This window comes from Streptosporangium sp. 'caverna' (assembly GCF_003203775.1).
Taxonomy (GTDB): Bacteria; Actinomycetota; Actinomycetes; order Streptosporangiales; family Streptosporangiaceae; genus Streptosporangium; species Streptosporangium subroseum.
Genome location: NZ_CP029711.1, coordinates 404,338 through 428,732 on the forward strand (window position 1 = coordinate 404,338; position 24,395 = coordinate 428,732).

26 protein-coding genes are annotated in these 24,395 nt (G+C 66.7%); 5 read left to right on the forward strand and 21 right to left on the reverse strand.

Annotation, left to right across the window (positions count from 1 at the left end):
* Positions 1 to 89: 89 nt before the first annotated feature.
* The 10 genes from DKM19_RS01940 to DKM19_RS01985 all read right to left on the reverse strand — a co-directional run bounded on the left by DKM19_RS01940 (position 90) and on the right by DKM19_RS01985 (position 8,909).
* Positions 90 to 1,397 carry an MFS transporter gene (locus tag DKM19_RS01940; RefSeq protein WP_110694214.1) on the reverse strand — a complete coding sequence of 436 codons (1,308 nt, stop codon included), beginning with the start codon at positions 1,395 to 1,397 and terminating at the stop codon, positions 90 to 92.
* On the reverse strand, positions 1,394 to 1,999 hold the full coding sequence (locus DKM19_RS01945) for a helix-turn-helix domain-containing protein (protein WP_110694215.1): 606 nt from the start codon (positions 1,997 to 1,999) through the stop codon (positions 1,394 to 1,396). The genes DKM19_RS01940 and DKM19_RS01945 overlap by 4 nt, the downstream gene beginning before the upstream one ends.
* A gap of 272 nt (positions 2,000 to 2,271) precedes the next feature.
* Positions 2,272 to 2,877, reverse strand: coding sequence for an HAD-IA family hydrolase (locus DKM19_RS01950; RefSeq protein WP_162641210.1), 606 nt, complete (start codon positions 2,875 to 2,877; stop codon positions 2,272 to 2,274).
* The gene (locus DKM19_RS01955) at positions 2,855 to 3,556 is read right to left on the reverse strand and encodes a hypothetical protein (protein WP_110694217.1); all 702 of its coding nucleotides are present in this window, start codon (positions 3,554 to 3,556) and stop codon (positions 2,855 to 2,857) included. Before DKM19_RS01955 ends, DKM19_RS01950 begins: the two co-directional genes overlap by 23 nt.
* Positions 3,557 to 4,198, reverse strand: a complete 642-nt coding sequence (locus DKM19_RS01960) for a hypothetical protein (protein WP_162641212.1) — start codon at positions 4,196 to 4,198, stop codon at positions 3,557 to 3,559.
* Positions 4,199 to 4,530: 332 nt separating this feature from the next.
* The gene (locus DKM19_RS01965) at positions 4,531 to 5,337 is read right to left on the reverse strand and encodes an STAS domain-containing protein (RefSeq protein WP_110694219.1); all 807 of its coding nucleotides are present in this window, start codon (positions 5,335 to 5,337) and stop codon (positions 4,531 to 4,533) included.
* A 174-nt stretch (positions 5,338 to 5,511) separates the two neighbouring features.
* Positions 5,512 to 6,468: a hypothetical protein gene (locus tag DKM19_RS01970; RefSeq protein ID WP_110694220.1), complete on the reverse strand. Its 957-nt coding sequence runs from the start codon at positions 6,466 to 6,468 to the stop codon at positions 5,512 to 5,514.
* Positions 6,469 to 6,622: 154 nt separating this feature from the next.
* Complete coding sequence (locus tag DKM19_RS01975) at positions 6,623 to 7,411, reverse strand: aminotransferase class IV family protein (protein WP_239514043.1); 789 nt, start codon at positions 7,409 to 7,411, stop codon at positions 6,623 to 6,625.
* Positions 7,412 to 7,498: 87 nt separating this feature from the next.
* On the reverse strand, positions 7,499 to 7,783 hold the full coding sequence (locus DKM19_RS01980) for a YiaA/YiaB family inner membrane protein (RefSeq protein ID WP_110694221.1): 285 nt from the start codon (positions 7,781 to 7,783) through the stop codon (positions 7,499 to 7,501).
* Positions 7,784 to 7,946: 163 nt separating this feature from the next.
* Positions 7,947 to 8,909, reverse strand: coding sequence for an oxidoreductase (locus tag DKM19_RS01985; RefSeq protein WP_110694222.1), 963 nt, complete (start codon positions 8,907 to 8,909; stop codon positions 7,947 to 7,949).
* A 123-nt stretch (positions 8,910 to 9,032) separates the two neighbouring features.
* On the opposite strand from DKM19_RS01985, the gene DKM19_RS01990 reads away from it, so the two are divergent.
* Positions 9,033 to 9,611 carry a TetR/AcrR family transcriptional regulator gene (locus tag DKM19_RS01990; RefSeq protein ID WP_239514044.1) on the forward strand — a complete coding sequence of 193 codons (579 nt, stop codon included), beginning with the start codon at positions 9,033 to 9,035 and terminating at the stop codon, positions 9,609 to 9,611.
* A 610-nt stretch (positions 9,612 to 10,221) separates the two neighbouring features.
* Here the strand turns inward: DKM19_RS01990 and DKM19_RS01995 are convergent.
* The 4 genes from DKM19_RS01995 to DKM19_RS02010 all read right to left on the reverse strand — a co-directional run bounded on the left by DKM19_RS01995 (position 10,222) and on the right by DKM19_RS02010 (position 16,001).
* The gene (locus tag DKM19_RS01995) at positions 10,222 to 10,950 is read right to left on the reverse strand and encodes a lasso peptide biosynthesis B2 protein (protein WP_162641213.1); all 729 of its coding nucleotides are present in this window, start codon (positions 10,948 to 10,950) and stop codon (positions 10,222 to 10,224) included.
* A gap of 59 nt (positions 10,951 to 11,009) precedes the next feature.
* Positions 11,010 to 12,860, reverse strand: coding sequence for an albusnodin/ikarugamycin family macrolactam cyclase (locus DKM19_RS02000; protein WP_162641214.1), 1,851 nt, complete (start codon positions 12,858 to 12,860; stop codon positions 11,010 to 11,012).
* Positions 12,861 to 13,048: 188 nt separating this feature from the next.
* On the reverse strand, positions 13,049 to 14,203 hold the full coding sequence (locus DKM19_RS02005) for an ROK family transcriptional regulator (protein ID WP_162641216.1): 1,155 nt from the start codon (positions 14,201 to 14,203) through the stop codon (positions 13,049 to 13,051).
* Positions 14,204 to 14,429: 226 nt separating this feature from the next.
* The gene (locus tag DKM19_RS02010; protein WP_204358621.1) at positions 14,430 to 16,001 is read right to left on the reverse strand and encodes an amidase family protein; all 1,572 of its coding nucleotides are present in this window, start codon (positions 15,999 to 16,001) and stop codon (positions 14,430 to 14,432) included.
* A 398-nt stretch (positions 16,002 to 16,399) separates the two neighbouring features.
* Between DKM19_RS02010 and DKM19_RS02015 the strand changes: the two genes are divergently transcribed.
* A complete protein-coding gene (locus DKM19_RS02015) occupies positions 16,400 to 16,675 on the forward strand; it encodes a hypothetical protein (protein WP_239514045.1) in 276 nt (91 codons plus the stop codon).
* A gap of 262 nt (positions 16,676 to 16,937) precedes the next feature.
* Here the strand turns inward: DKM19_RS02015 and DKM19_RS02020 are convergent, their stop codons facing one another.
* Together DKM19_RS02020 and DKM19_RS02025 are read right to left on the reverse strand one after the other, a co-directional pair.
* On the reverse strand, positions 16,938 to 17,792 hold the full coding sequence (locus tag DKM19_RS02020) for a TIGR03619 family F420-dependent LLM class oxidoreductase (RefSeq protein ID WP_239514046.1): 855 nt from the start codon (positions 17,790 to 17,792) through the stop codon (positions 16,938 to 16,940).
* A gap of 465 nt (positions 17,793 to 18,257) precedes the next feature.
* Positions 18,258 to 18,629: a helix-turn-helix domain-containing protein gene (locus DKM19_RS02025; protein ID WP_110694229.1), complete on the reverse strand. Its 372-nt coding sequence runs from the start codon at positions 18,627 to 18,629 to the stop codon at positions 18,258 to 18,260.
* 122 nt (positions 18,630 to 18,751) lie between these two features.
* Between DKM19_RS02025 and DKM19_RS02030 the strand changes: the two genes are divergently transcribed.
* Positions 18,752 to 19,702 (forward strand): alpha/beta hydrolase, encoded by a 951-nt coding sequence (locus DKM19_RS02030; protein ID WP_110694230.1) that lies wholly within the window; start codon positions 18,752 to 18,754, stop codon positions 19,700 to 19,702.
* Here DKM19_RS02030 and DKM19_RS02035 read toward each other — a convergent pair.
* The 5 genes from DKM19_RS02035 to DKM19_RS02055 form a co-directional block, all read right to left on the reverse strand.
* Positions 19,699 to 20,508 carry an SAM-dependent methyltransferase gene (locus DKM19_RS02035; RefSeq protein WP_110694231.1) on the reverse strand — a complete coding sequence of 270 codons (810 nt, stop codon included), beginning with the start codon at positions 20,506 to 20,508 and terminating at the stop codon, positions 19,699 to 19,701. The two genes, DKM19_RS02030 and DKM19_RS02035, sit on opposite strands and share 4 nt — an antisense overlap.
* A gap of 151 nt (positions 20,509 to 20,659) precedes the next feature.
* Entirely contained in the window at positions 20,660 to 21,604 is a 945-nt protein-coding gene (locus DKM19_RS02040) for a ribose-phosphate pyrophosphokinase (protein ID WP_110705428.1), read from the reverse strand.
* 306 nt (positions 21,605 to 21,910) lie between these two features.
* Positions 21,911 to 22,165: a hypothetical protein gene (locus DKM19_RS02045; RefSeq protein ID WP_110694232.1), complete on the reverse strand. Its 255-nt coding sequence runs from the start codon at positions 22,163 to 22,165 to the stop codon at positions 21,911 to 21,913.
* On the reverse strand, positions 22,162 to 22,548 hold the full coding sequence (locus DKM19_RS49225; protein WP_162641217.1) for a hypothetical protein: 387 nt from the start codon (positions 22,546 to 22,548) through the stop codon (positions 22,162 to 22,164). Before DKM19_RS49225 ends, DKM19_RS02045 begins: the two co-directional genes overlap by 4 nt.
* 35 nt (positions 22,549 to 22,583) lie before the next feature.
* Entirely contained in the window at positions 22,584 to 23,270 is a 687-nt protein-coding gene (locus tag DKM19_RS02055) for a response regulator transcription factor (RefSeq protein WP_110694234.1), read from the reverse strand.
* 218 nt (positions 23,271 to 23,488) lie between these two features.
* On the opposite strand from DKM19_RS02055, the gene DKM19_RS02060 reads away from it, so the two are divergent.
* The gene (locus tag DKM19_RS02060; protein WP_162641218.1) at positions 23,489 to 23,743 is read left to right on the forward strand and encodes a cell division protein SepF; all 255 of its coding nucleotides are present in this window, start codon (positions 23,489 to 23,491) and stop codon (positions 23,741 to 23,743) included.
* Positions 23,744 to 23,746: 3 nt separating this feature from the next.
* Positions 23,747 to 24,310, forward strand: a complete 564-nt coding sequence (locus tag DKM19_RS02065; protein WP_110694236.1) for a GNAT family N-acetyltransferase — start codon at positions 23,747 to 23,749, stop codon at positions 24,308 to 24,310.
* The last annotated feature ends 85 nt before the right edge of the window (positions 24,311 to 24,395 follow it).

The following is a 24,395-nucleotide window of genomic DNA, read 5'->3' on the forward strand; positions in this document are numbered from 1 at the left end:
GGGTTGCCCGGGCCGGTGAACCGCGAACCGACAGACCCGGCCGGAAGGCCGGGTGCTGGAATCCCCGGTTTGAAAACCGGGGGAGGACGTCAAACCGAGGCGGTCTCGATACTCGCCGAGACCGGGGGCTCCTCCGACGAGTCCTCCCGGGGGGATGCCGGTAGGTCCCGGACCCGGCGGACCGGGGAGAAGTAGAGGATCAGCGCGGCCAGCGGGACCCCCGCCGTCATGATCCACATCGCCGGGCGGACGCCGAGGGCGGTGCCGAAGGCGCCACCCAGCAGCGCGCCGAGCGGGATCGTTCCGTAGTTGAGGAACGCGGCGCTCGCGGTGAGCCTGCCGAACAGGGAGGGCGGGCAGTACGCCTGCTGGAAGCTCGACTTGATGACGTTTCCGGCCACCACACCGGCGGAGACGCAGAAGCTGCCGACGACGTACAGAAGCAGTCCCGCGCCGCCGACGGTGAGCGGGATGAGCAGGGCGAACACGGGGAGACCCAGTTCGAAGAGCAGCGTCGCGCGGGCGGTGCCGATCCGGGCGGCGACCCGGCGGGCGGCGAATGCCCCGGCGATGCCACCGGTGCTGGCGGCCGCGATCAGTCCGCCGACGGCGCCGGAATCGAGGCCGACGTCTCGGACCAGGAAGACCACCAGGATCGACTGATAGCCGACCAGCGCAAGGTTGGAGGCGGCCCCGAAGAGCGTCAGCGTACGGAACCAGGGATCGCGGGCGACCAGCCGCAGGCCTTCGCCGACCTCTCTGACCAGCGCCCTGGGCGGACGCTCGACCTTGGCGACGGGTGGTTCGCGGTGCCGGATGCCCGACAGGCAGAGCAGGGACACGAGAAACGTCGCGGCGTTGGCGAACAACCCGTTCACCGCGCCCGCCACCTGCGCGATCAGACCGCCGGCCCCGAGTCCGGCGATCTGCGCGGCGGACGCGCTCCCGTGCAACTTGGCATTGCCCTCGGACTGGTCGGCGGGCTCCAGAATGCTGGGGAGATAGGCGCTGTAGGCGGTCTGGAAGAACACGGCGGCCGTGCCGGCCAGCAACGTGACGGCCAGCAGCAGACCGATGCTCAGCCAGCCGTACCACGCGGAGATCGGGACACCGATGAACAGCAGGAAGGAGACGGCCGCGGCGGCCAGCATGATCGGCCTGCGGCGGAACCTGTCCACCCATACGCCGACGGGAAGGCCGATGATCAGCCAGGGCAGCCATGAGGCGGCGCTCAGCAGGCTGACCTCGAAAGTGCCGGCGTTCAGGGTGGAGACCGCGACCAGCGGCATCGCCACACCCGTGACGGACGCGCCGAACTTGCCGGCCGTCTCGCCGCACCAGAGCAGTCGGAAATCACGGTGGCGACGGAGCAGGCCACCGCGTGCGCTGTCGCTCATCGGGTGTCGCGTTCCTTCCGCGGGAATGACTGAAACTGCACGATGATGGGTAGCGCGCCCGGCTCGGGCTCGGCGCCCGGTGCCGGGAGATAGCGCTCGACGACGGCGGTCAGTTCCTCGTTCAGCGTCTTGAGCTGAGCCGGCGTCATCCGCAGGTCGCTCCAGGCGGAGAGGGTGCCGACGTTGCGCCATTCGTCGCCCCAGTCCTCGCCGATGTAGTCGATGACCCGGTTGAACTGCTGGTTCACCAGTTCGTGCAGGTAGACCGAGAGTGCGCCCCGGGTCTCGGGGTTGTCGCGGAAATCGACGGTGTTCAGCACGCTCTGCTGCTTCACCACTCGCCACCAGCGCTCGCGTTTGGTGCCCCGCCCGGTCTCCTCCTCGATGAAGCCGTGCTCGGCGAGGTGGCGCAGGTGCCAGCTGACGGTTCCGGTGTTCTCGCCGAGCCGCTCGGAGAGCCCCGTGGAGGTGGCGGGGCCATCGAGTTTCAGCAGCTCAAGCAGTCTTACTCGCAGGGGGTGCGCCAACCCGCGCAGGCTGCGTGCGTCGATGCGCCGGGTGGATTTGGCATGTTCGGGGGTGCTTTGGGGGTCGTCGGTCATGACAGTGACAATAATTTGCAGAGGACTCTCTGCATAGGGGTCTCCGCAGAGAACTCTCTGCAAGTTGTCGTCACCGCGCGAAGGCGTCGTGCGGTGACTCCACTACGCGGTGACTTAACAGCGCGACTCCACTACGCGGTGACTTAACAGCGCGACTCCGCTGCGGGGCGGCTCCGCGGTGGGGCGACTCCGCTGCGCGCTGGCTCCGCTGTGGGGTGACTCCACGGCGCGGGGACTCCGCTGTGCGGTGACTTAACCGTGTGGCGACGGTTCTAGACGGTGCCGAGGTCGGCGACGGTGCGGTGAACGGGGATGCCGGGGGTGGGAGACGCTCCGGTCCGGTTCACCCAGCAGAAGTCCACGCCCGCGGCCTCCGCGCAGCCGCCGTCGCTCACCGGTGAGTCGCCGACCATCAGGGCGTCGTCCGCTTTGGCCTCCAGCAGGTTCAGGGCATGGTGGAGCAGCTCGCCGTCTGGTTTGCGTAGTCCCACCTCGGGCGCGATCACCACGTGCTCGAAGAATCCGCCGATCCGGGTGCGGCTGAGCTTGGCCCGCTGAACGTGGGCGATGCCGTCGGTCACCAGTGCCAGCCGGAACCGCCGTGACAACCGCCGCAGGGCGGCGCGCGCCTCGGAGAAGAGGGTCACGTTGCGACCCAGCGCGTCTTCGAACGCGGAGGCCACCGGGGGCAGGGCGCCCATCCGGGCCCAGCGTTCCAGCCGCAGCTCGGCAAGGGTGATCCGGTGCTCGCGGTAGGCCGCCCAGAGCGGTTCGTTGGCAGCGTGAAACTGTCTCAGGAACTCGGATCGGCCGGTACGGAAGAACCGGCGGTGGATCTCGTGGAGGGCCAGACGCTCAGTCTGGGCGTAGTCGACCACGGTCCCGTCGAGATCGACGAGCAGGACCTGGTGTCGACTCTCCCTCGCCGAGCCCATCGTGCTCCGACAGCTGGAGAATCTTCTCGACCGTCACCTCGTCCGCGACATAGATGTGAGGAACGTCGACGAAGACCCTCATTGACCCACAGCTCACGCCGAGGTCACCGGCGACCTCGCTCTGGATACTACGCAGTGGCACGTAGTTCAGATAGGCCGTGAACGCGTTCTGCGACCGGAAGGCGGCGGTCATGACCAGCCGTCCGGCGCGGAGCCGGAAGGCCAGGCTGGTCAGGCAGGGAACCGCATCGGGAGACTCGCCCGGGACGGTGAGCGAGATCCAGCCACTCTTGGTGTACGGCTTGGCGCGGAGCACATCGGTGATCCAGCGGAGCTGGTCGACGCCGAGGAGCTGGCGGAGCCGCCCGCCGTAGCTGTACTTGAACGGCGGCACGACCGTCCGTTCGCTGAACTTGCTGGCGTACAGCGGGATCTTCCCCGCGTCGCCGTAGGACTTCAGGACCGGATCGTCCCAGGCCAGCCCGGTGATCTCGAACAGCACCGCCGAGGCTTCGATGATCGGGCCCCGGTCGTCCTCGGCGGGCCCGCCGTTGTTTCTCACGTGTCGCATCAGCCAGATCCACGTCTCCCCACAAGACGCGAATCTGAGGAGGTCGGGCATTCAGGTCTCCACATTGGGGAAATGGTAGGGATTGTGTGGGAGTCGGCGCTGCCGGGAGACATTGGCGCGTACGTAGTAGACGAAATAGTGGATCAGTGCGAGCAGTCCGATGATCACCATGAGCAGAGCCGCGTTGGGCTCGGCTCCGATCAGGCCGAGCACGCCGACCGCGATGTAGGAGCTGTTGACCAGGGCCAGCATCATGACGTTGATCCCGGGCCAGGCCAGTGGCGCGTAGGTTTCCGGATATCGGGGGTCAACCGGCAGGTTGGGGGTCCAGCCGAGGGCTGAGAAGTGGTCCTTGAGCTGGACGACGTAGAGCAGGCGAAAGTTGTTGAGGGCCCGCGCGGTCCTCATGTGCGCGTTGACCGCCTCGATCAGCCGCAGGAAGGGCAGCACGTTGAGCACCCCGAACCCGGCTACCGTCGCGAAGAGGTACGCGGGGACGGCGTGCCAGGTGGTGAGTGCGATCGGGCTGACCACCTTCGCGCTGACCAGCGCGATCGCGGCGGCGAACGGGGCGGCGAGCAGGCTCATGGAGAGCCGGGTCATCTTGATGCGCTCATCCTTGGCCGCGAGGTAGACCTGGTAGGTCCCGGTGAAGTCCACGGAGATGAGCGCGAGGAATTCCCTGGGTTCCACGGGTAGCTCGTCCAGCCTTTCAGGCAGGGACTCCGCGGTCATCCGAGGCGACATCTTTCGCATCGGGACCCCACTTTCGAGGGCTAGTGGATTTTCCCGGTAAGAAGATATTGACGCACTTGTCAGGCCAATGAGTGTGTTTTAGCGACATACGTCTCAGAACTTCTTGGAGGAAGATTCTCTCCGCCGCGGTGGCCTGACGAATGGGTCCGGCGGCTGATCTACCGGTCCTGCGACCTGGTCGAGATCCCTTCCACGCCGGCGACCGGCACCATCCTTGGCCCGTTGGCCCGTTGGCCCGTTGTCTTCCGTCGCCCCGGATCTTCTCCCCCTCAGGGAGTTCTGATCTCCTCTACCTCTTTCAGGGCGTCCTCCACGGAGGCATACATGGTGAAGTAGGGCAGGAGCCCGGTTGTGGCCAACATGTGGCGCAGCGTCCGCGTCACCCCGGCCAGAACCAGGCGATTCCCTGTCTCCTGGCTCCTGCGCAGAATCCACAGCAGTTCCGCCAGCCCGGTGGAGTCACAGAAGGTGAGCCCCGCCAGGTCGAGGATCAGCCATGGAGCGGTCTCCGGCTGGAGCGGGGTGCCGGGCGACGTCTCGAGAAAGAGCGAAGCCTGCGGCGAGAAGGTTCCAGGGGAGAGCGGTGAGGGGGCCTCAGGGGAGAGCGGTGAAGGAGCCTCGGGGGAGAGCGGCGAGGGCGTCTCCGGCGAGAAGGGTGATGGGGTCTCCGGGGAGAACGGTGACGGCGTCTCCGGTGAGAGCGGCGAGGAGGCCTCGGGGGAGAACGGTGACGAGGTCTCCGGTGAGAGCGGTGAGATGGCCTCGGGGGAGAACGGTGACGAGGCCTCCGGCGAGAGCGGCGAGGAGGCTTCGGGGGAGAACGGTGACGAGGCCTCTGGGGAGAGCGGTGAGATCGCCTCGGCCGGGAGTGAGAGCGGGGATGGGCCGGAGAGTGGAGACGGAGGCCCAGACGGAAGCGGAGACGCGGCATCGGCGCCCATGTCCCAGATCTGGGTGACCTCCCTCCGGAAGATCGGCGCGTAGTCGTAGTCGAGCTCCCCGGTTGCCCGGACCACGATGGCGGTCCCGTGCACACCGGACGAGATGGAGAGCGTGTTCGCACTCTCGGGTGGCATGGAAGGCTCCTTAGACCCGCGGTTCACAGGGCGGGCGTTCCCTCCGTCCTACCAGGTATGCAGATTTGGCAGCCCGGGACGGCGAGGAATTACAGTGTACCTGGGGGACTTCGTCCCATCCTGCGTACGGGGAAAGAGAACGGACCGTACCTGCCCCAGGTATGAACCCGTACGTCATTCGCCGATGAGCCGCTCGACGCCGATGCCGCTGATCAGCAGTCGCTCCTTGCGGTTGCCGAGCAGCTTCTGCGTCCAGCCGACGAAGCCGCCGTCGCCGACCTCCCTCCACTCGTGGGCGACGGTCGCGAACACCTTGAAACACAGCCCGGTGTAGTAGCCACGACCGCTTGCGCGGTCCGGATCCTTTACCACCAGGACGTCGGACCGCCCCGAGAGTGCCTTCTCGATCCCTTCGACCACCGGCGCGAAGCGTTCTTCAAGCATGGTCAGCCGTATCTCTGTGCCCTGGCCGCCGGCGGCACCCACGAGGTCGGCGGCGAGGCTCAGGTGCTCGATGGCGTGTTGCCGCTCGAACGCGAGGTTGCCCGTGTCGCGGCCGGCCGACACCAGGCCCAGCAGGGTGAAGTGAGCGCTCATGGAGGCTTGGCCAAACGACTGGGCACGTACCACGCGCTGGATCGCGCCGAGCCGTACGCAGTCGGCCGAACGTGGATCGTCCTGCGACAGCCGCTGGCGTCGCAGGGCCGCCTCCAACGCGAGGGCGTTTGTCGGGTCGGCTGCCACCTCGCTGCCCCGGATCGTCGAGACGACCTTGTTCTGATCGACCGTCGCGAGCACCGAGTGCGTTCCCAGCGGCGCGACCGGCGACAGCGTGACCATCTCGAACTCCGCGGGCATGGCGGACAGCAGGGCGTCCTCGACCTGGCGCAACCGGGCGAACGGGACCGCCGAGGGTGAGACGAAACGATCACTTTGGTGGCGGCGAAACACGTCCGCCGGTGTGAGGCCACGCGCGCGGACACGCATGGTCTCCAGCAGCAGCGTGGTCAGATCCGCTCCCGAGAGCCGGGCCAGCGTGTCGAGGACCGCCGCATCACCGGCCTGCCGCAGGATCCGGCCCAGCGCCGTGTCGTCGTTGTTTTTCCGGGAAGGCGGGGTGGCGTCGGTCATGCCTGTAACAGGTATCAGCGCACTCGGCGGTTCCGCAAACGACTTTCACGCGCGTACGGCATCGCACGCCACCCCTCTCCGCTGTCGTGCGATGGGCGAGATCGGAGAATTCATGATCGGTAGGACGTCGGTTCCGGCCGATGAGGTTCGACGGTCAGATCGTGTCCCAGGGAACGGTCTCGTAGACCTGGGCCAGCGTTTTCATGAGGTCCACGCCGACGGGGAAGGTCAGGTCGTCGATCTGTCCGACGGGGGCGATCCCTTGGGAGTTGGTGATGAAGGCCGCTTCGAAGGAGGGCAGGTCGGCAAGGCCCACCGTGCTCCGCCGTGACGGCAGGCCGGCGCCGTCCAACCTCGGCTCAAGCAGTTGCAGGGTGATTCCCTGCAGGGCGGGCGCATCGGGCCAGGTGACCGTGGTCCCGTCGAAGAACCCGATATTGGTGATCGCGCCCTCGGCGATGACCCCGCCGGGGCCGGTCAGCAGCGCCTGGTCGAAACCGTCACGTTCGGCCAGACGCCCGTAGTAGATCTGCCCGAAGCCGCCGATGTGCTTGATGTGCGGGACGGGGCGCTGGTAGGGGACGGCTTTGAGACGGTGAGGAGCGCTCGGCATGGTGGCCGGTCCGCGTACGGTGACCATGATGGAGACCGTGTCAGCCGTGTCCGGCCCGAAGACGTAGACCCGCACGGACGCGTCACTGATGTCGTCGCCGAGAGCGTGCCGGATGTGGTCGCGGACGCGGTCGTGGTCAAGCTCGGCGTCGAACAGTTCCCGGGTGGACGCGTCCAGCCTTTTCAGATGCAGATCCAGACCGCGCACCTTCCCGCTCCTGACCTGCATGGCAGTGAAGTGGCCGTAGTTGACGAGTGCGGGGAGGCGCAGTTGCTCGGCCGAGGCGGGCCGACCGTCAAACTCGATTCGCAAGATCGCTGGATTGCTCACGATTCTCACGATAGCCAGCGATGTGGACAATGCTCGGCGTGCGTCCGGCGGATGCCTGAGGGTCAGGTTTCGTGCGAGCTTGACGGGTCAGTCATTTTTGAAGGGGTCGTGCTCGGCCAGCAGTTTGTCCAGCCTGGCCTGGTCGACTCGGCTGACGACGGTGGCCTCCTCGTTCCGGTCCCGGACGCACTTGGCGAGGGTGAACGTCGAGGTCACCACGTAGAGCAGTCCGAGGCCCATGAAGGATCGGACCCATGTGGTCACGGGCAAGTAGGTGATGCCGACAGCGAGAGCCGTCAGGGACAGCCCGAACGAGATGACGGCCTGCACGTAGAACGCGGTCGTTGTCGTGGTTTTCACCTGTTGTGTCATGCATCCATCGTCGAGACGGTTCGCCCCAGGGGCATGAGCGCGACTACTTAGTTACCGGTGAGTACGAACGGGTCGACACGGTTGGGAACCCCGGCCTGGAGGGCCCGCGGTCGGTGGGCGCGCATCTGGCCGGTGCCGTCGAGAACGGTCGGAGACGGAGGCCTCATGCCTGTTCCCGGGCGGGGGCCTGCTCCGAGATCGGATACGTGACTCGGGTCAGCCGTTCGGATTCCGTCCACAGCCAACGCTGGAGATCGACGTCGTGGGAGCGGGCGGTGGACTCGACGTGGACGGGGAACCCGGTCCATTCGCCCCATCCGTCGGGGCCGTAGTAATCGCCGCCGCGAGCGGACGGGTCGATCGCGGCGCGTAGCGTCGTCAGGGCGCTCAGCCGTGCGTCCTGGACGAGCTTCGAGACGACGGGGGCCAGGAGGCGGTTCGCCCCCAGCCGGTTGTGCAGAGGGCTGTGGCGCATCAGGTCGGTCCGTGAACCCCCCGGATGCGCTGCCACCGCGATGGTCCGCGCATCGGTGGCGGCCAGGCGCCGCTGCAGTTCGTAGGTGAACAGCAGGTTGGCCAGCTTGGACTGGGCGTATGCGGCCATGCGGCGATACTTCCTGCGCTCCCACAGCAGGTCGTCGACGTCGAGGACGCCTTGCTTGTGGCCGTTGCTGCTCACCGTCACGATCCGTGAGCCGGGAACCTCCAGCAACAGGTCCAGCAGCAGCCCGGTGAACGCGAAGTGCCCGAGGTGGTTGACGCCGAACTGCAGCTCGAAACCGTCCTCCGTACGGCCGTAGGGCGGGATCATGATTCCCGCGTTGTTGATGAGCAGGTCGAGGCGGGGATGGCGGGAGCGGAGGTCGTCGGCGGCCTGCCGTACGGAGGTCAGGGAGGCCAGGTCCAGTCCCAGCGTCGTGACCGCGCCGCCGATCCGCGCCGCCGCGGCCTCGGCCTTGGCCGTGTCGCGGCATGCCAGCACGACGGTGGCACCTCGCTCGGCGAGCACCTTGGCGGTCTCGAAACCGATGCCGGTGTTGGCACCGGTGATCACTGCCGTACGACCGCGTAGATCGCCGATCTTGTCGGCCGTCCATCGTTCCGTCGTACGTGTTCGCTGCCTCATCAGGCGCTCCGTTCGTCATCAAATAACCGGAATGGCTATCCCGTTTTGACGATACGGAATGACCGTCCCGCTTGTCTAGAGGCTTAGAATCGGAGTCCTGTCCCGATTCGAGGGAAGTGGGCGGTGAGCGACAGCGACGGCGGATCCGCCCGGCCTCTGCGTGCGGACGCCAGGCGTAACCGGGCGCGGGTGCTGGAGGTGGCGGTCGAGATATTCGCCGTTGAAGGCCTGTCCGTGCCGGTTCACGAGATCGCCCGCCGGGCCGGAGTGGGCACGGGCACCGTCAGCCGGCACTTCCCGACCAAGGAGTCGCTGTTCGAGGCGATCGTCCTCGATCGCGTCGAGCGCATCGTGGGCCGGGCCCGCGAGCTCACGACGGCCCAGGATCCCGGTGCCGCGTTCTTCGAGCTGTTCACCATGCTGGTGGAGGCGGGGGCCACGGACCGTGGGCTGGCCGAGGGGTTCGCCGGCATCGGGTTCGACATGGACGCCGCCGCGCTGCGCGCCGGATACGACGTGATGGGCGTGATGCGCGAGCTGCTCGTCCGTGCCCAGCGAGCGGGGGCGGTGCGAGCCGACCTCGAGGTGGCGGATGTGAAGGCCCTCATGATGGGCTGTCTGGCCAGGGAGAGTGGCGCCATGGATGTCGAGGTGCGTAACCGCATGATCGCGATCGTCTGCCAGGGCTTCCGTCCCGCTTAGGCGCGGAACCGGCCGGATCGCATCCCTTTCAGCCTGAGGAGAGAGCGCGAATCCCTCCGCGCGGATCGCCGGGCCCGTCGTCAGGCCACCGCCAAGGTCATCTTGTCCCTACCGGTCCGCGAAGTCTTCATGGAAGTGGATGCCCTGGGGCAGTGCGGCATCCACTTCGCTTGACCACTACGGAACCCTTAGTCGTCCTTTTCTTTCTGTGATGACAGAAGGTCGTTGAGGAGCGCCGCGACTCCGACGGCGATGGTAGCGGGGACGGCGAGAGACGGATGGAGGATTACGAGACCCCCCGCGCCCAGTGCAGTGGAGACCACTGCCAACGGCCGCCACGAGAGGGGACGGCCGGGCTCACGGAAACGGCGCAGGAAGCGCCTCATGGAGTATCACCCTTTTCGGATAGCCGATTCTGTGAACATTTTTAGTTTTGCAATCCTTTGGGGAGATCGTATTCTCGATCTCTCTAGAGAACAACGCCCCTCCAGTCGCTATGACAAGGGCCATAACATGGTTGATCGATAATCCGGCTGATGTTATGGGCAACCCATTTGAAATAGGTGTTCATCGCGGGAGCGAGGGGTAAAAATCGTTCGAAACGAAGAAGCTACTTTTTTGTACCTACGGGGGCCAGGCGATGGTATGGAGGTTCGAGGGAGCGATCTTCCTCGGTCTCGATTCGCTGCCCCTGCGCCTCGACCCAGGCATGAAAGTTGTACGGATCGGGGAAGACTCCCAAGCACCAGTCCACCTGGCGGCGGGAAGAAGCAGCCCAGAGCACGGTCGCAAGCGACACCTCAAGGCAGGCGGCTCGGAAGGGGAACATCGCGGCGGTCCGCTTCACCGTGGACATCATTCTCTCCGCCTCGGTTACGGTGAGAGGTCTGCGATCGCGTCGACGGTGAATGCCCCTCGCCACCCCGTAGGTGATCCTGAACGGCAACGCCAGCAACAGGACCGCGAAGACCAGGAAAACCATGCCGGTGATGCTCGGTCTTCCCCCGAGTCGGCTGGCCATGGGGACGCCCGCAGGGTCAGTGCCTAGTGCGCCGTCAACACCGTCTCTGTGCGTTTCGGCGATTTTGTGCTCCTCCAGGAACTCCACTGTCGGCGGCCGTTGCCGATGGTCGGCCGACAGCAGGCCGGCGTGCCGCATGTCGTCGGCGAGCGCGGCGACATCGGCACGGAGGCGATCACGTGATTCAGCCGGATACTTGGCGGCGAGTGCGATCACGGCATCCTGCTGCGTCCCTCCGGTCTTGAGTACCTCCCAGACCATGGAGGCCGAGGCGTTCATCGCATGGCAGTCCTCGGTTCGCACGTCGACGATCACCATGCCGCGCTCCTCGTCGGCATGGTGGGACTGATCGGGCTTCGCATTCGTCTTCATGGTGGTCAGATACCGCGGAGCCATGTTTCCAGAGAGAGCAGCCGATTAAGCGAACCCAGGGGAACGGCGGCTCCTGCGTAGAGGCGGGTAAGTGTGGAATCCAACGCCACAGGGTCGACAATTCCGAGGGCGACCAGGCGAGACTCGGCCATGAGGGCGGTGATGTCGCGGCGGGCGCGCCGGGCACCGAGATACTCCTCGGCCTGGTAGGCGCCTTTGGTTCTCCTGGACAACACGGCGTGCGGGACGACACCGCTGAGCGCCTCCGCGAGCAACGGTTTGAATCTGGATGGGTCGGCCCGAAGGCGAGCCGGCACCTTCAGGCATGTGTCGACCACCGCGCTGTCCAGATAGGGAGCATGTACGGCGAGTCCGATCGTGGTGCCCAGCTCCCGCAGGAAGCGCTGCGCCTGTGCGGCCGCCCGTAGCTCGGCTAGTGCCGCGTGGTCTGCGGGCCCGGCTCCTTCAGGCATGTGCTTGACGGTCGCGGGATCTGTGGCTATCTCGCCGAGAGCGGTCCGCATGCGAGGCGTCAGCCATCCGGCCGACTCGCCCGAGACGCTCCACCAGGACACCGCCCGCGCGGGTGACGACGGGCGAGCGTGCGGATACGCCAGGTCTTTACCCAGTCCGCGCAGGGCATCGGCGGGAGTGGTTCCGGCCAGCCGTACCGCTCGAACGGCGAGGCCCGCTGCGGAGACCTTTCGCAACCGCGCCAGCGTGGCGCTGTCCCTGGCCAGCCTGAACACGGCCCCGGTTCGGACCAACTCGGCGAGGTAGGAGGGCGCCGGATGGAGCAGGGCGTCGGCGCCTTCACCCGTCAGGTGGAGAATGGAGCCGCTCGACCGGGCCCAGTGAAGTCTGAGCATCGCGCGCCGGTGTGCGAGCGCACCTACCGCGGGCCAGTCCATCCTGGGATGTGGCTTGTGCAAACCCTGGTAGGGAAGAGTGTTCGTGCTGCCATGGACCGTCGACAGGACGATGCGGTCATTCAGTGCGGAAGCGCGCACCGCCTCGGCTAGATCAGCCGCTGGCGCGGGCGGATAGTGGTAGACGACCGCCCTGACTTTCGAGGTGCTGAAGCGGGTGGCCATCAAGGCGAGCGACGTGGAGTCGATTCCTCCGCTGAAGTCCGAGGTGATGATGCCTGCCCGGCAACGAAGACGCACGCCGTCTGTGACGGCGGAACGCAGGGCTGCGACGCTCGCTGCGACGTCAGCATCCTTTTCTGGAAGGCTGGCATGATATTTCCGCACATGAAGCTGGCGTGAGATCGCGGAAAGGACGCAACCTCCTTCGATCTCTTCAACGTCCTGAAAAAACGTCCTCCCGGTAGTCATCGGGAGGACGTTGGGGCAGACGATCTGAATGGCGGCGGCAAGCGGATCGGGGCCCCTGCCGTGTAGTGCGGCGATCAGCGAGGCGTGCTGTGCGATGAGCGTCCGGTCGCCGCGTGTCGAGAAGTATGCGGTGAACTGGCCGGCGAGATCGGCATAGACCCGCACTTCGTCACCCCGGACGAGCACGCAGCCGTAGGCGCCGGAAAAGCGTGTCAGCAGATCGGGATCATCGCGCTCGATCGCGGTCGCAAGCCGGTCCTCGACCTGTGCCTGCGAGGCCAGGCAGTGTCCGAGCACGAGCAACCGGGCGGGGCCGTACTGCCCGGTCAGGACGTGTTCTCGTAGCCATGGGCCATAGAGTCGAACGCCCCCGACGCCAGGCCAGACGGGCGCACCGGGGAGATCGGGCTCATCAGTCAGACGGTCGCCCCTGAGGTGGATGAGGAATCCCGCCGAAATCGGCTCACCAGTAGTACTGGGAGTTCGCGTCGGCGTTGCCGCTTGAGGAGTTTCCACGGAACAAGTCCTTGATGCGCCCCAGATGAATGAGGCTGGGTGGTTCATAGGTGGGCTCCTGCGAAGGCAGAACAGTCTCGTCGGGAGACTGAACATCTGGCATGTCGACCAACCTCTTATTGAGAGTCGAACTCTGGATAGCTACGGACTCTACTAACAGGAACCCCGGTGATCCGGGATTTGCGGCATCAGTGCAGGTGACTTGTGAGTCCGAAGAGCAAGGCGCCTTGGGCCGATGAGTCCACATCTCCGAAATGTAAGCGGATCTTACGCGTCCACTCGGAACGATCCAAGTCGCGATTGCCTCGATTCAGCACTAGGGCCAGCCCAGGTGCGACCGTTCCCCCGATCACGATCGCATGCGTCTTGGCCATCTTGGAGGCCTCGATGAGTACACGGCTGAGTTGGGCGGCCGCACTCCGCAGCACCTCCAGGCAGATGGGGTCGTGAGCCTCTGCCCGAGCGATGAGTTGCTCAATGGACATCGGCGGCTCTGTCTGCTGGGCACGGCACTTGACGAAGGCCTCCTCCAGCAGGATTGAGGAGTTGACGTAACGCTCCAGGCATCCCCTCTCGCCGCACCAGCAGTCCTTACCCGCGAAGTCCGCTTTGAGATGACCCACGTTGGTAGCGCTGCCGTCTGCTCCCTTGTGAAGGAGGGGTCCCTGCAGTTGACCACCGAGAACGTGCGCTGAGATCTGGACGAAAAGCAGGGTTTCGTAGGGGTAGTTGTAGGTCTGTTCGTAGAGGGCTGCCACGCGCGCGTCTGTTTCGACCACCACCTTGATCTCGTCATCTGGCGGATGGGTGAGCTTCTCCGCGACCAACTTGCCGATCGGCCTGCTGTCCGCCCAGGGCGGCGCGGGTCCGCCGGGCATGAGGGTGCGTGGGTCCACGCTCCAGGGAACCCCCATGCCGATGGTGACGATATCCGAGCGGTGCTCTCCGATCTTTCCGACGATCTCGTGGATGGCATTCGCCGTCTCCGTCATCCATTCGTCACCGCCGGACACACCCAGATCGATTCGCCTGAAGCGTGTCTGATTGGGCGCCTCATGGACAAGGCGACTGGCCACCGTCACCTGCCGCAGGCCCACCGAGACACCGACGGCGACGCCCGTCGCCGCTTTATTGATCCGGAGTTCCCGCTTTGTTGTTTCTGTGATGATGCCTTCTTTGATCATTCCCCTGGCAGCGACCGACACCGTGGCGACCGACAAGCCGGTCCTTTTTGCCAGATCGGCCTGGTTGCCCGGGTTGCACATGATGGCCCTGATGACTTTGAGGCGACTTTCTTTTTTCGCGCTTTCCAAGTCGCACAGAAATTTTCGTGCGTTGTGCACGGGCGCCTCGCGGTCGGGAGTCAGAATTCTGAGGTGCGAGACCTCGATCGTGCCACACGTCTTTCGATTCGAAAAGGCGGCCAATTATGCCTCGGCGTCGAAGGCATGACGCGTCGCCCGACGGACAACGCGCCGTGAGACGGTGGATGGGTGGTCATCGGGCCGTGACGCAGACCCCCGCCTCGCGCCTACCCGGAGGCGGGAGGCGCGAGGCGGGAGGCGAGAATCAGGGGGCGCAGTCCCGGGGCTGCTTGCCCGGCTGGGCGCACCGGAACAGGGACGGGTTGATCACCGACGGCGGGCGCCACTCGTGCGAGGCCTGCTCGTAGGCATAGGCGTAGGCGAGGAGCTTGGCCTCGGTGTAGGCCGTCCCGAGGAAGGTCATGCCGAACGGGCGCCCGTTGGCCGGGTCGTATCCGATGGGCACGGCGACCGAGGGATACTGCGCCCGCGCGCCGATGCCCGCCGAGCCGGGGCCGACGAACAGGAGCGCGTCGAAACCGCCGGACTGCAGGGCCGAGTCGATGCGCTGGCGGGAGCCGGAGATGCCGTTGTCGCGGTCGGCCTCGTAGGCGGCCTTGGTCGCGGGGTCGTCCAGGTTGATGTTGTTCGAGGTCTCCAGCAGGGTCTGGCCGAACTTGATCGACCCCTCGCCGACGTGGGCGAGGTTGAAGCGCACGACGTCGTCCAGCGTCTTCATGGGAGAGCGGGCGGGCAGCCGGGCGAGGTAGGCGTTCAGGTCGCGCTTGAACTCGTAGTTCAGGATGCTCGCCGGCAGTCCGCCCGTGTCCACCGTCGCCGGGGCGACGGTGGCGCCCTGGGCGCGCAGCACGTCGACGGCCTTGGTGAAGGCGACGCCCTGGTTGCCGGTCGGCGTGCCGACGACGCCGATCCGCACGTTCTTGAGCGCGTCCTTCGACAGCGCCGCCGTGTAGTCGGTGCCGACGACGTCCTTGCTGGTCGCGGTCGCCGGGTCCTCGGGGTCGATGCCGGTGAGCGCGGTCAGCAGTGCCGCGGCGTCGTACACGGAACGGGCCATCGGTCCGGCCGTGTCCTGGCTCGCGGCGATCGGGATGATTCCGGTCCGGCTGACCAGTCCGACGGTCGGCTTCACGCCGACGAGCGAGTTGGCCACCGACGGGCTGAGGATCGACCCGGAGGTCTCGGTGCCGATGGTCACCGCCGCGAGCGAGGAGGCCGCCGCCACGCCGGAGCCCGAACTCGATCCGCTCGGGGTCTGGCTGACGTCATAGGGGTTGAGGACCTGTCCTCCGAGCCCGCTGTATCCGGACGGCATCCCCGCGGTGGTGAAGTTCGCGAACTCGGTCAGGTTGGTCTTGCCGAGGATGACCGCCCCCGCCGCCCGCAGTCGCTTGACGAGGAAGGCGTCGTCCTTGGGATAGGAGTTGGCCAGTGCCTGCGCGCCCGCGGTCGTCGGCAGCTGCCTGATGTCGGTGTTGTCCTTCACCAGCACGGGGATACCGTGCATCGGGCCGCGTACCCTGCCCCTGCTGCGGTCCCTGTCGGCCTGTTTTGCCTCTTCCAGAGCGTCGTCATTGAGCACCCGGACGGCGTTCAGGCCGGGGCCGCGGGTGTTGAGTGCTCGGATGCGTTCGATATAGGCGTTGACGAGCCACTCAGACGTGATTTTCTTCGCGCTCATGGCCTGCTGCAGCTGCGCCACCGTCGCCGTTTCCAGGTTGATGGAGAACGAGGGCTTGTTGGACGCGGCTTGGGACGGCGAGACGAGTGCGACCGTTCCCAGGGCCACGACGGTGGCGAACGACGTGACATACACGCTGGTACGGGAGGGTAGACGGCGTAATCCAGATCGGAAACCAGAACGATTCATTGAGGCGTACGTCCTTAGGGGGGTCCCATCTCGGCTGGACAGCCCGAGAAACCGATGATCACACAGGGATGATCAAACAGGAAGGGTGCAATGCACGCGTTATACCTACATTTCGGATGTGTTGCATCCGTCGCCGGTCCGGCGTGAACGGCGCTCATGGCTCGACGGCCGACGTCAACGGGGTCGGCGGTGGTCAGCCGAGATCGTGAAAGCGGATGCGACCCTGCCGAGCTATCTTGGGAGGGGTGGAAGAGAACCGTGCACGACGGATTGTTGACGCACTACGCGAACGTGGCGTGAACGGCCACCTGGCGAGGGTCGGGGTGTATCAGTTCGGGATACGCGTGTCACTGCCCGACGGGCGTGAGGCCGAATGGGACACCGACGGTACGGCGGGCCTCGAAGCTCAGGTGATGCGGAACGGCATGCTGGTCGGATTTGTACCCGTGATCGAGGGGTCGGAGGACTTCGACGAGCAGCAGGTCCTCGATGCCATCGTGCGGACCGACTACGACAAGCCCATCGCCCGGCAACGCTCGGTGGCTCCGCCACCGGCCCCGCCCCTGCCTCGGGTGGGCGGTGTCTTCCGTCGTTTCCTCGACGGCTTCCGTTACCGATGACGGTGCCGAGGGCGGTCTGACGGCCGATCCCGGCACGACGAACCGGGTGGTCGTGCCCGAGCGCATCGCGAGGCCGGGCACCTTCGAGGCCGGACGACAGTCGGCGGAGAGCCGACCGATGTCGCCGGCGGGTGAAGGTCCCATCCGAGGCCGGACGACAGTCGGCGGGGACCCGGCCGATGTCGCCGGCGGGTGAAGGTCCCATCCGAGGCCGGACGACAGTCGGCGGGGACCCGGCCGATGTCGCCGGCGAGTGAGGGCCCTACTTCTTCAGCTGGGCGATGAGGGTGGCCAGCGCGCTCCAGTGACGCTCCGGATGGCGGATCTCCTCGGGGTCGCCGCCGAACGGGTCCAGGACGACGGTCCCGGCGCCGAACTCCCGCAGCTCCTCCAGGTCGGCGCTGACCTGTCCGAGCGTGCCCTCGCCCGCCCGCCGGTCCTCGGCGGTGAGAGGCGTGTCGGTGAGACGCAGCTTGATCCGCGGGGCGAGGGCGACCTGCCCTTCGGCCCGCAGGCGGACCAGCGCCTCCCGGAACCAGGGCATGGTGAAGCTGATCGGATGCCAGGCGTCGCCGTACCGGATCGCGCGGCGCATGGCCGCGTCGCTGTTGCCACCGATCCAGATCGGCAGTCCGTCCGGCCGTGGCGCCGTTTGAACGCCGGCGAAGTCGGAGAACGACCCGTGATGCTCGGCGACGTCCTGGTTCCAGTGGGCGCGCACCGCCGCGAGGTAGTCGTCGGTCATCGCGCCGCGCCGGTTGAACGGCACCCCCAGCGCCTCGAACTCCTGTCGTGCCCATCCCACGCCGACGCCGAGGACAAATCTCCCCCCGCTGAGCAGGTGGAGGTTCGCCGCCATGCGGGCGGTCAGCAGCGGATGCCGGTACGGCATGATCAGGACCGTGGTGCCGAGCCGGATCCGCTTCGTGATGCCCGCCAGCCACGCGAGCGTGGTGAACGGCTCGTAGAACGGCGCCGGATACTGCTGGGCGACGTCGGGAGTCACCGTCACGTGGTCGGACACCATGAGCAGATCAAAGCCGAGCCCCTCGATGACCCGCGCCCACTGCTCCAGAGTGGCGGGGTCGGTACCCGGACCAAAATTTGGGACGTTCACGCCTATTTGCACTGAATACTCCATTTATCAATTGTTTGAGCTATCTGTCGCTTTATTTCGTCACATGCAAACGGATCGCATGGCGGTGTTCGATGTGATCAACCGGCCAAACCAGGATTCCCGGCTCCCGCTGTCACCCGGCTGACGCGTTCCGGTGGCCGCCACCGGTCGCCGCGTGGCCTGCTCGCGGAGCGCCGCCCAGAACCGCTCAGCACCCCGCTCGGAACCTCTGGGAGTCGAGCCTAAACGGTGCTTACCGCCATGTGAACGGACTCTTCGCGGCATTGCGGGAGTATCAGCGGGGATCCTTCGGTCTTTCCGCTCCATGACCGTGACTCAACCTTCCGGCTCCGTGACCGTGACTCAACGCGCGGAGATCGCCGGGCCGGATGGTCCGCCCGTCATGGGGTCCGGCCCCACCGCGCTCTGGAACGGGAACGCGGAGATCCCGACCCGGGAACGTTCTCAGTGCGAAGGCCGCCGGGCCTGCTCGGGTGGGGGCCGATGGGGGTCGGCGTGTGCCGCGGCCCAGTCGCAGATCGCGGCCAGCGGCTCCTGCAGCGTCTTTCCCAGGGCGGTCAGCGAATATTCGACGTGCTGCGGTGCGGTCTCCTTCAGGACGCGCCGCTCGACCAGCGCGTCGGACTCCATCCCCCGCAGCGTTTCGGTCAGGACCTTCTGGGTGATGCCGGGTAACCGGCGGCGCAGCTCGGCGTGCCGCTGAGGACCGGCCAGAAGCGCATAGATCACAAGCACCCGCCACTTCGCCGCGAACCGCTCCAGAGCCTGCCGGGTCGCGCAGCTCTCCTCCAGCACCTCTGGGATCACCAGGGCCATCGGACCTCCCCGTCACCGCGGCCGTTCGCCGGGCATGGGCACCGGAAAGTGCCTTCTGGCCGGTGAATTCGGCTCAGCCTAACGTCGAGATCAACGATACGCGCGGAAGGGATCTCCCCACCATGATGGACGACCGCAACCGCAGTGACATTCGCATGGAGAAGGTTGGTTTTGTCAGCGAGGGCATCGAGCTGGCCGGGATGCTCCGGCTTCCCGCCGCCGACGGGCCCGTGCCCGCCGTCGCTCTCACCGGGCCGTTCACCGGCGTCAAGGACCAGGTCGCCGGGGTGTACGCCGACCGGCTCGCCCGGGCCGGTTTCGCCACCCTCGCCCTCGACCACCGCGGCTTCGGTGAGAGCGGCGGCCGGCGGGGGCACGAGGACAGCCAGGGCAAGCTGGCCGACCTGCGGGCGGCGGTCGGCATGCTGATGGCGCGAGACGAGGTTGATCCGGACCGGATCGGCCTGGTCGGGGTGTGCCTGGGCGGTGGATACGCGGTGCGCGCGGCGGCGGAGGATCCGCGGGTGAAGGCCGTGGTGGGCATCGCCGGCGCCTACAACAGCCCGGCCTGGTTCGCCCGGCGGATGGGCCCCGGTCCCTATCGGTCGGCACTCGGGTCGTTCCTGGACCGCTACGACGAGTATCTGCCGGTGGTGGCCCCGTCCGGAGGCGAGGCCGCGATGGGAGGCGACGAGCCGTACGCCTACTACGGCACGGCCCGATCCGCCTCACCGCACTGGGAGAGCAGGGTGACGAGGGGATCTCTCCACTCGTTGATGACCTTCGACGCGCTCGGCGCCGCGCCGCTGCTCGCCGATACTCCCCTGCTTGTCATCCACGGCAAGGTCGACGCCTACTGCTCACCGGAGCTCGCCGCGGAGTTGCACGAGAGCACCGGCGGTGACAGGGAGATCGTCTGGCTGGACTGCGACCGGCACATCGATCTGTACGACGTGGAACCTCACGTCACCCAGGCCGTCGAGGCCGCCACCGCCTTCCTGCGTCGCCTGTGGGGGAGCACGGGTCGCGGCGCCCTTCTCACCGGCCCCCTCCACACCGCACCCGCCCGCTAACGGAGCAGACCTACGCCGCTGTATCCGTTGACGCCGGGGAGCTGGGGAAGGCCGGGCAGGTCCGCCTCCGGACGCCACTCTTCGGTGGGCACCAGGCCGGGCTCCACGAGCTCGAATCCGTCGAAGAAGCGCAGGATCTGTGCCCGTGGGCGGGGCGTCGCGGAGCCCGCGGACGTACGGGTGTAGAGCTCGCGGCCCTCGCGCAGCTTGTCCTCGTCGAGATCACCGAAGGAGAGGTGGCTGATCACCAGGCCGCTGCCGGGAGCCAGCCGCTTCCGCAGGGTCGCCATGACGCTCTCGGCGACGTCGTCGGTGGGAATGAAGTGCAGCACCGCGAGCAGGAGCAGGCCCACCGGCTGATCGAAGTCGATGTGCTCGCGGATCCGCGGGTCGTCGAGGATGGCCTCGGGGGTCCTCAGGTCGCCGTCCACGACGATGGTCTGCCCGTTGTCCGCGAGAAGGGCGCGGCCGTGGGTGAGCACGATCGGGTCGTTGTCGACATAGACGACACGGGAATCCGGGGCCGCGCGCAGCGCCACCTGGTGCACGTTCTCCTGGGTGGGCAGGCCGGCGCCAATGTCGAGGAACTGGCGTACCCCGTTCTCTACCAGCAGGTTCACGGCACGGCTGAGGAAGCGCCGGTTGGCCTGGACACCCTCCCTGACGTTCGGCGTGAGCTCGATGAGCTTTTCGGCCGCCGCCCGGTCGGAGGCGAAATTGTCCTTGCCGCCAAGAAGGTAGTCATAGATGCGGGCAACGCTGGGAACGGTCGGATCGATCCCCGCTGGTGCCTGTTCCGTTTCCATTTATACCGTCCTTTAATGGATTAATCAGACCCGTATTATGGCCCGCCGGGGTGAGCCGGAGAGTCCATATCCGGACAACGAAGCACATGCTCTTTCCGTCCCGGCGTCGGTGTTCACCCGCCGGAGGCGTGGAGTCGCTCTGCGGGAGGGGTCAGGGGGTGTCGAACAGGGTGCTGACCGATTCGCCGTCATGGATGCGGCGCATGGCTTCGGCGAGCGCGGGGGCGATCGACAGGATGCGCAGCTTGGAGCCGGGCTTGGGGTTGGGGAAGGGCACGGTGTTGGTGCAGACGATCTCCTGGACATCGGGCTGGTCGCCGAGGCGATCGATGGCTCCGTCGGTGAAGAGACCATGGGTGCAGGCGACGCGTACCGACTTGACCTTGCGTTCGCGGAGGCGGTCGAGCAGCTCGATGACCGTCGTGCCCTTGGCGATCTCGTCGTCCAGGACGATGACGTCCTTGCCCGCTACGTCGCCGATGATCGAGCTGATGATGACGCGGTCGTCGCTGAGCCGCTGCTTGGCGCCCATGGCGACGTCGACTCCCAGGAGGCGGGCGAAGGCCGCGGCCTCCTTGGCGTTGCCCAGGTCGGGGGAGACGATGACCGTGTTGGAAAGGTCGTACTGGCGGAAGTGGGCGGCCAGCTCACGCCGGGCGTGCAGGTGGTCGACCGGGACGCTGAAAAAACCGTGCACCTGGGGTGAGTGCAGCGTCATGGTCAGCACCCGGCTGGCTCCGGCGGCCACCAGGAGATCGGCGACCAGGCGCCCCCCGATGGAGATCCGCGGGGCGTCCTTCTTGTCCGATCGGGCGTAGGCGTAGTGCGGCATCACCACGGTCGTCCTGGCCGCGGAGGCTCCCCTGGCGGCGTCCAGCATGAGGAGCAGCTCGACGAGGTTCTCCTGGACCGGGGGCACAAGGGGCTGGATGAGAAACACGTCCCGTTCCCGGCAGTTGGCCTGCAACTGCACCTCCAGGCAGTCGTTCGCGAAACGCTTGACCCGGACCGGATGCAGCGGGGTCTCGAGGTGAGAGCAGATTTCGGCGGCCAGTTCGGGATGGGCACTACCGCTGAACACGGTGATGTCTCGCACGAGACGCTCCTTGCTTGTGGACCGGTTCCGGATCGGCCAGGCGAGCGGCATGTTACAGGTGGTCCATGCCCACCTCATCACTGGTGTGGGGGTGGGAGGCCATGATCATCTCCATGGAATCCAGGCGGTCGGTCGCCGGCGCGAAACGATTCGGGTGAGTCCGCCACGCGCTCATGAAAGGACATCGGCTGAAAATGTGGAGAGTTGATTTTTGCAGGCGTAGTGAAACGGATAGGGCCTCGGATCACGGACGATGCCCAGCCGAATCGATAAGCTGGAGGACAGGCGTCGCCGAGAGCCCGGCCCCTATTTCCTCGTCTTGAGGCGCAGTTCGTCTCGGAGATGGAAGGTCCTCGCCGGAGGCAGCTGTTCCATATTCGGCAGTTCGGCAAGTGCCGCCACACCTGCCGCGAGCATGAAGCTGATTCCCACGACGCCCATGGTGACCGGTCTGCCGAAGTGGCGCCATCCTTGGTTTCCCGCGGCCTGAAACCCTCCCACGATGAGAGCGATGGACCCCAAGCCAAAAAGGTGCAGGAGGATTTCGCGGTCGGTCATCATGCCGAATGATCGTAATGGCGATAATCGGGTGTGGCTGCCGTATTCAGCGAAGCCGCCGGGGAGGAGACGGAAAGGTCGCCTTCGGCCGCGGAGCGGTGAACGGGACGGCGCGCGTCGGGGCGGCTCGATCGGCCGGGTTCGTGCCGGCGGCGCCCGAACACCATGGCCGCCGTGCCCGCCGACAGGGTCTGGACGGTGCCTCCGCCGGCGAACGGCTCCGAAACGATCAAGGCATGGTCTGGAATCAGACTTTGAAGTATGGTCCCGCTGTGCGCCTCATCGTGCTCGGCATGACGCTCGTCCTTGTCGCCCTGGTGATCGGTACCGAGCCCGCACTGGCGCCACGACCGCCGATCAGAGCCGACCTGAGCGGCGGCGGCCATAGCGGTGCCGAGTCTCCCTCCGCCGTGGGAGCGATCTACTCTCCGGGAAGGATGAGGCCGGACTCGTAGGCACGGATCACGGCCTGGACGCGGTCGCGCAGGCCGAGCTTGGACAGCACGTTGCTCACGTGGGTCTTCACGGTGTGCTCGCTGACGACGAGATGCGCGGCGATCTCCGCGTTGGAGAGCCCGCGGCCGAGCAGTTGCAGGGTCTCCTTCTCGCGGACGGTGAGCACGTCCAGACCGGTGGGCGCGGGCTGCCGCCGTGGCCCCTTGCTCACCATGTCGCTGATCAGGCGCCGGGTGACCGAGGGCGCGAGCAGCGACTCCCCGGAGGCGACCACCTGTACGGCGTGCACGAGGTCGGCGCGGCGCACGTCCTTCAGCAGGAAGCCGCTCGCCCCCGCGTGCAGGGCGTCGTAGACGTAGTCGTCCTGGTCGAACGTGGTGAGCATGAGCACCCGGCACGCGGTCTCCGCGCACACCACCGCCGCCGCCTCGATGCCGTTCATGCGCGGCATGCGGATGTCGAGGAGGAGGACATCGGGCCGGTGTTCCCGTACGGCCGCGATGGCGGCGTGCCCGTCACCCGCCTCGGCGACCACCTGGATGCCCGGCTGGGCGTCGAGGATCATCGCGAAGCCGCCGCGGACCAGCTCCTGGTCGTCGGCGACCACCACCCGGATCGGTTCGTCGCCGGCCGTACCGTCTTGACTGCTCATCGAGTATTCCTTACGCATCGGGGCCCGTACGAGCGGTCTGTTCCGCGATCACGACGGTCATCGGCAGAGAGTAAACGGTCGCCGGCGGGGAGCGGGAGGAACCCCGTCACCTCCGCCCGCCCTCGATCCGTCCGCGAGGAGAGCCCGGAACCGGGGAGCAACGCGCTGAGCGCGTCCATGAGGTGGAACTGCCGCCGCAAAGTGTGGAGACTGGGGCGGTGTTCAAGACACTCTGTCCTCAGAACTACAACGAGGCGCTCTACGTCGGGCACTTCTTCCGTACGGGTGTTCCCGTGGTGATGGACCTCACCGAGATGCCGGACGGCGAGGCCAAGCAGTTCGTCGACTTCGCCGCCGGTCTGGTGTTCGGCAGGGGCGGGGACATGGACCGCCTGGCTCCCCGGGTCTTCCTGCTGATGCCCCACGGAATGGCCGCCCGCGGACCGGACGCCGATGAAGTCGATAAATTGTGACGTATGGAGATCTTTCTGGAGACCGACCGTCTGACGTTGCGTCGCTTCACCGAGGCCGATGAGGACAACCTGGTCGAGCTCGACGGTGATCCCGCGGTCATGCGTTTCCTCAACGGAGGCCGGCCCACTCCCCGTGACGAGATCCGGAGCAGGGTCCTCCCGGCGTTCCTCGGCTACTACGGCCGGTTCGAGGGATTCGGCTTCTGGGCGGCGGAGGAGAAGTCCACCGGCCGGTTCCTGGGCTGGTTCCACTTCCGGCCGCGGCTGGACGAGCCGCGAGACGGTGAGATCGAGCTCGGCTACCGGCTGCGCGCGTCCGCCTGGGGCAAGGGTTACGCCACCGAGGGGTCGCGCGCGCTGATCGGCAAGGGCTTCACCGAGCTGGGGGTGGAGCGCGTGTTCGCGGGGACGATGGCCGTCAACCTCGGTTCCCGGCGCGTGATGGAGAAGTGCGGCCTGACGCTGGTGCGCACCTATCACGAGGACTGGCCGGACGTCATCGAGGGTTCCGAGCATGGAGAGGTCGAATACGCGCTGACCAAGGCCGACTGGGAAGCGCGTCCCTGAGGTTCTCCCGCCCGGGCGGGGAGACGCCCCCGGCGCGAGAACGGCCGGCCGCCGGCTCGACGGGAATCGACCGGCTCCGCCCAGG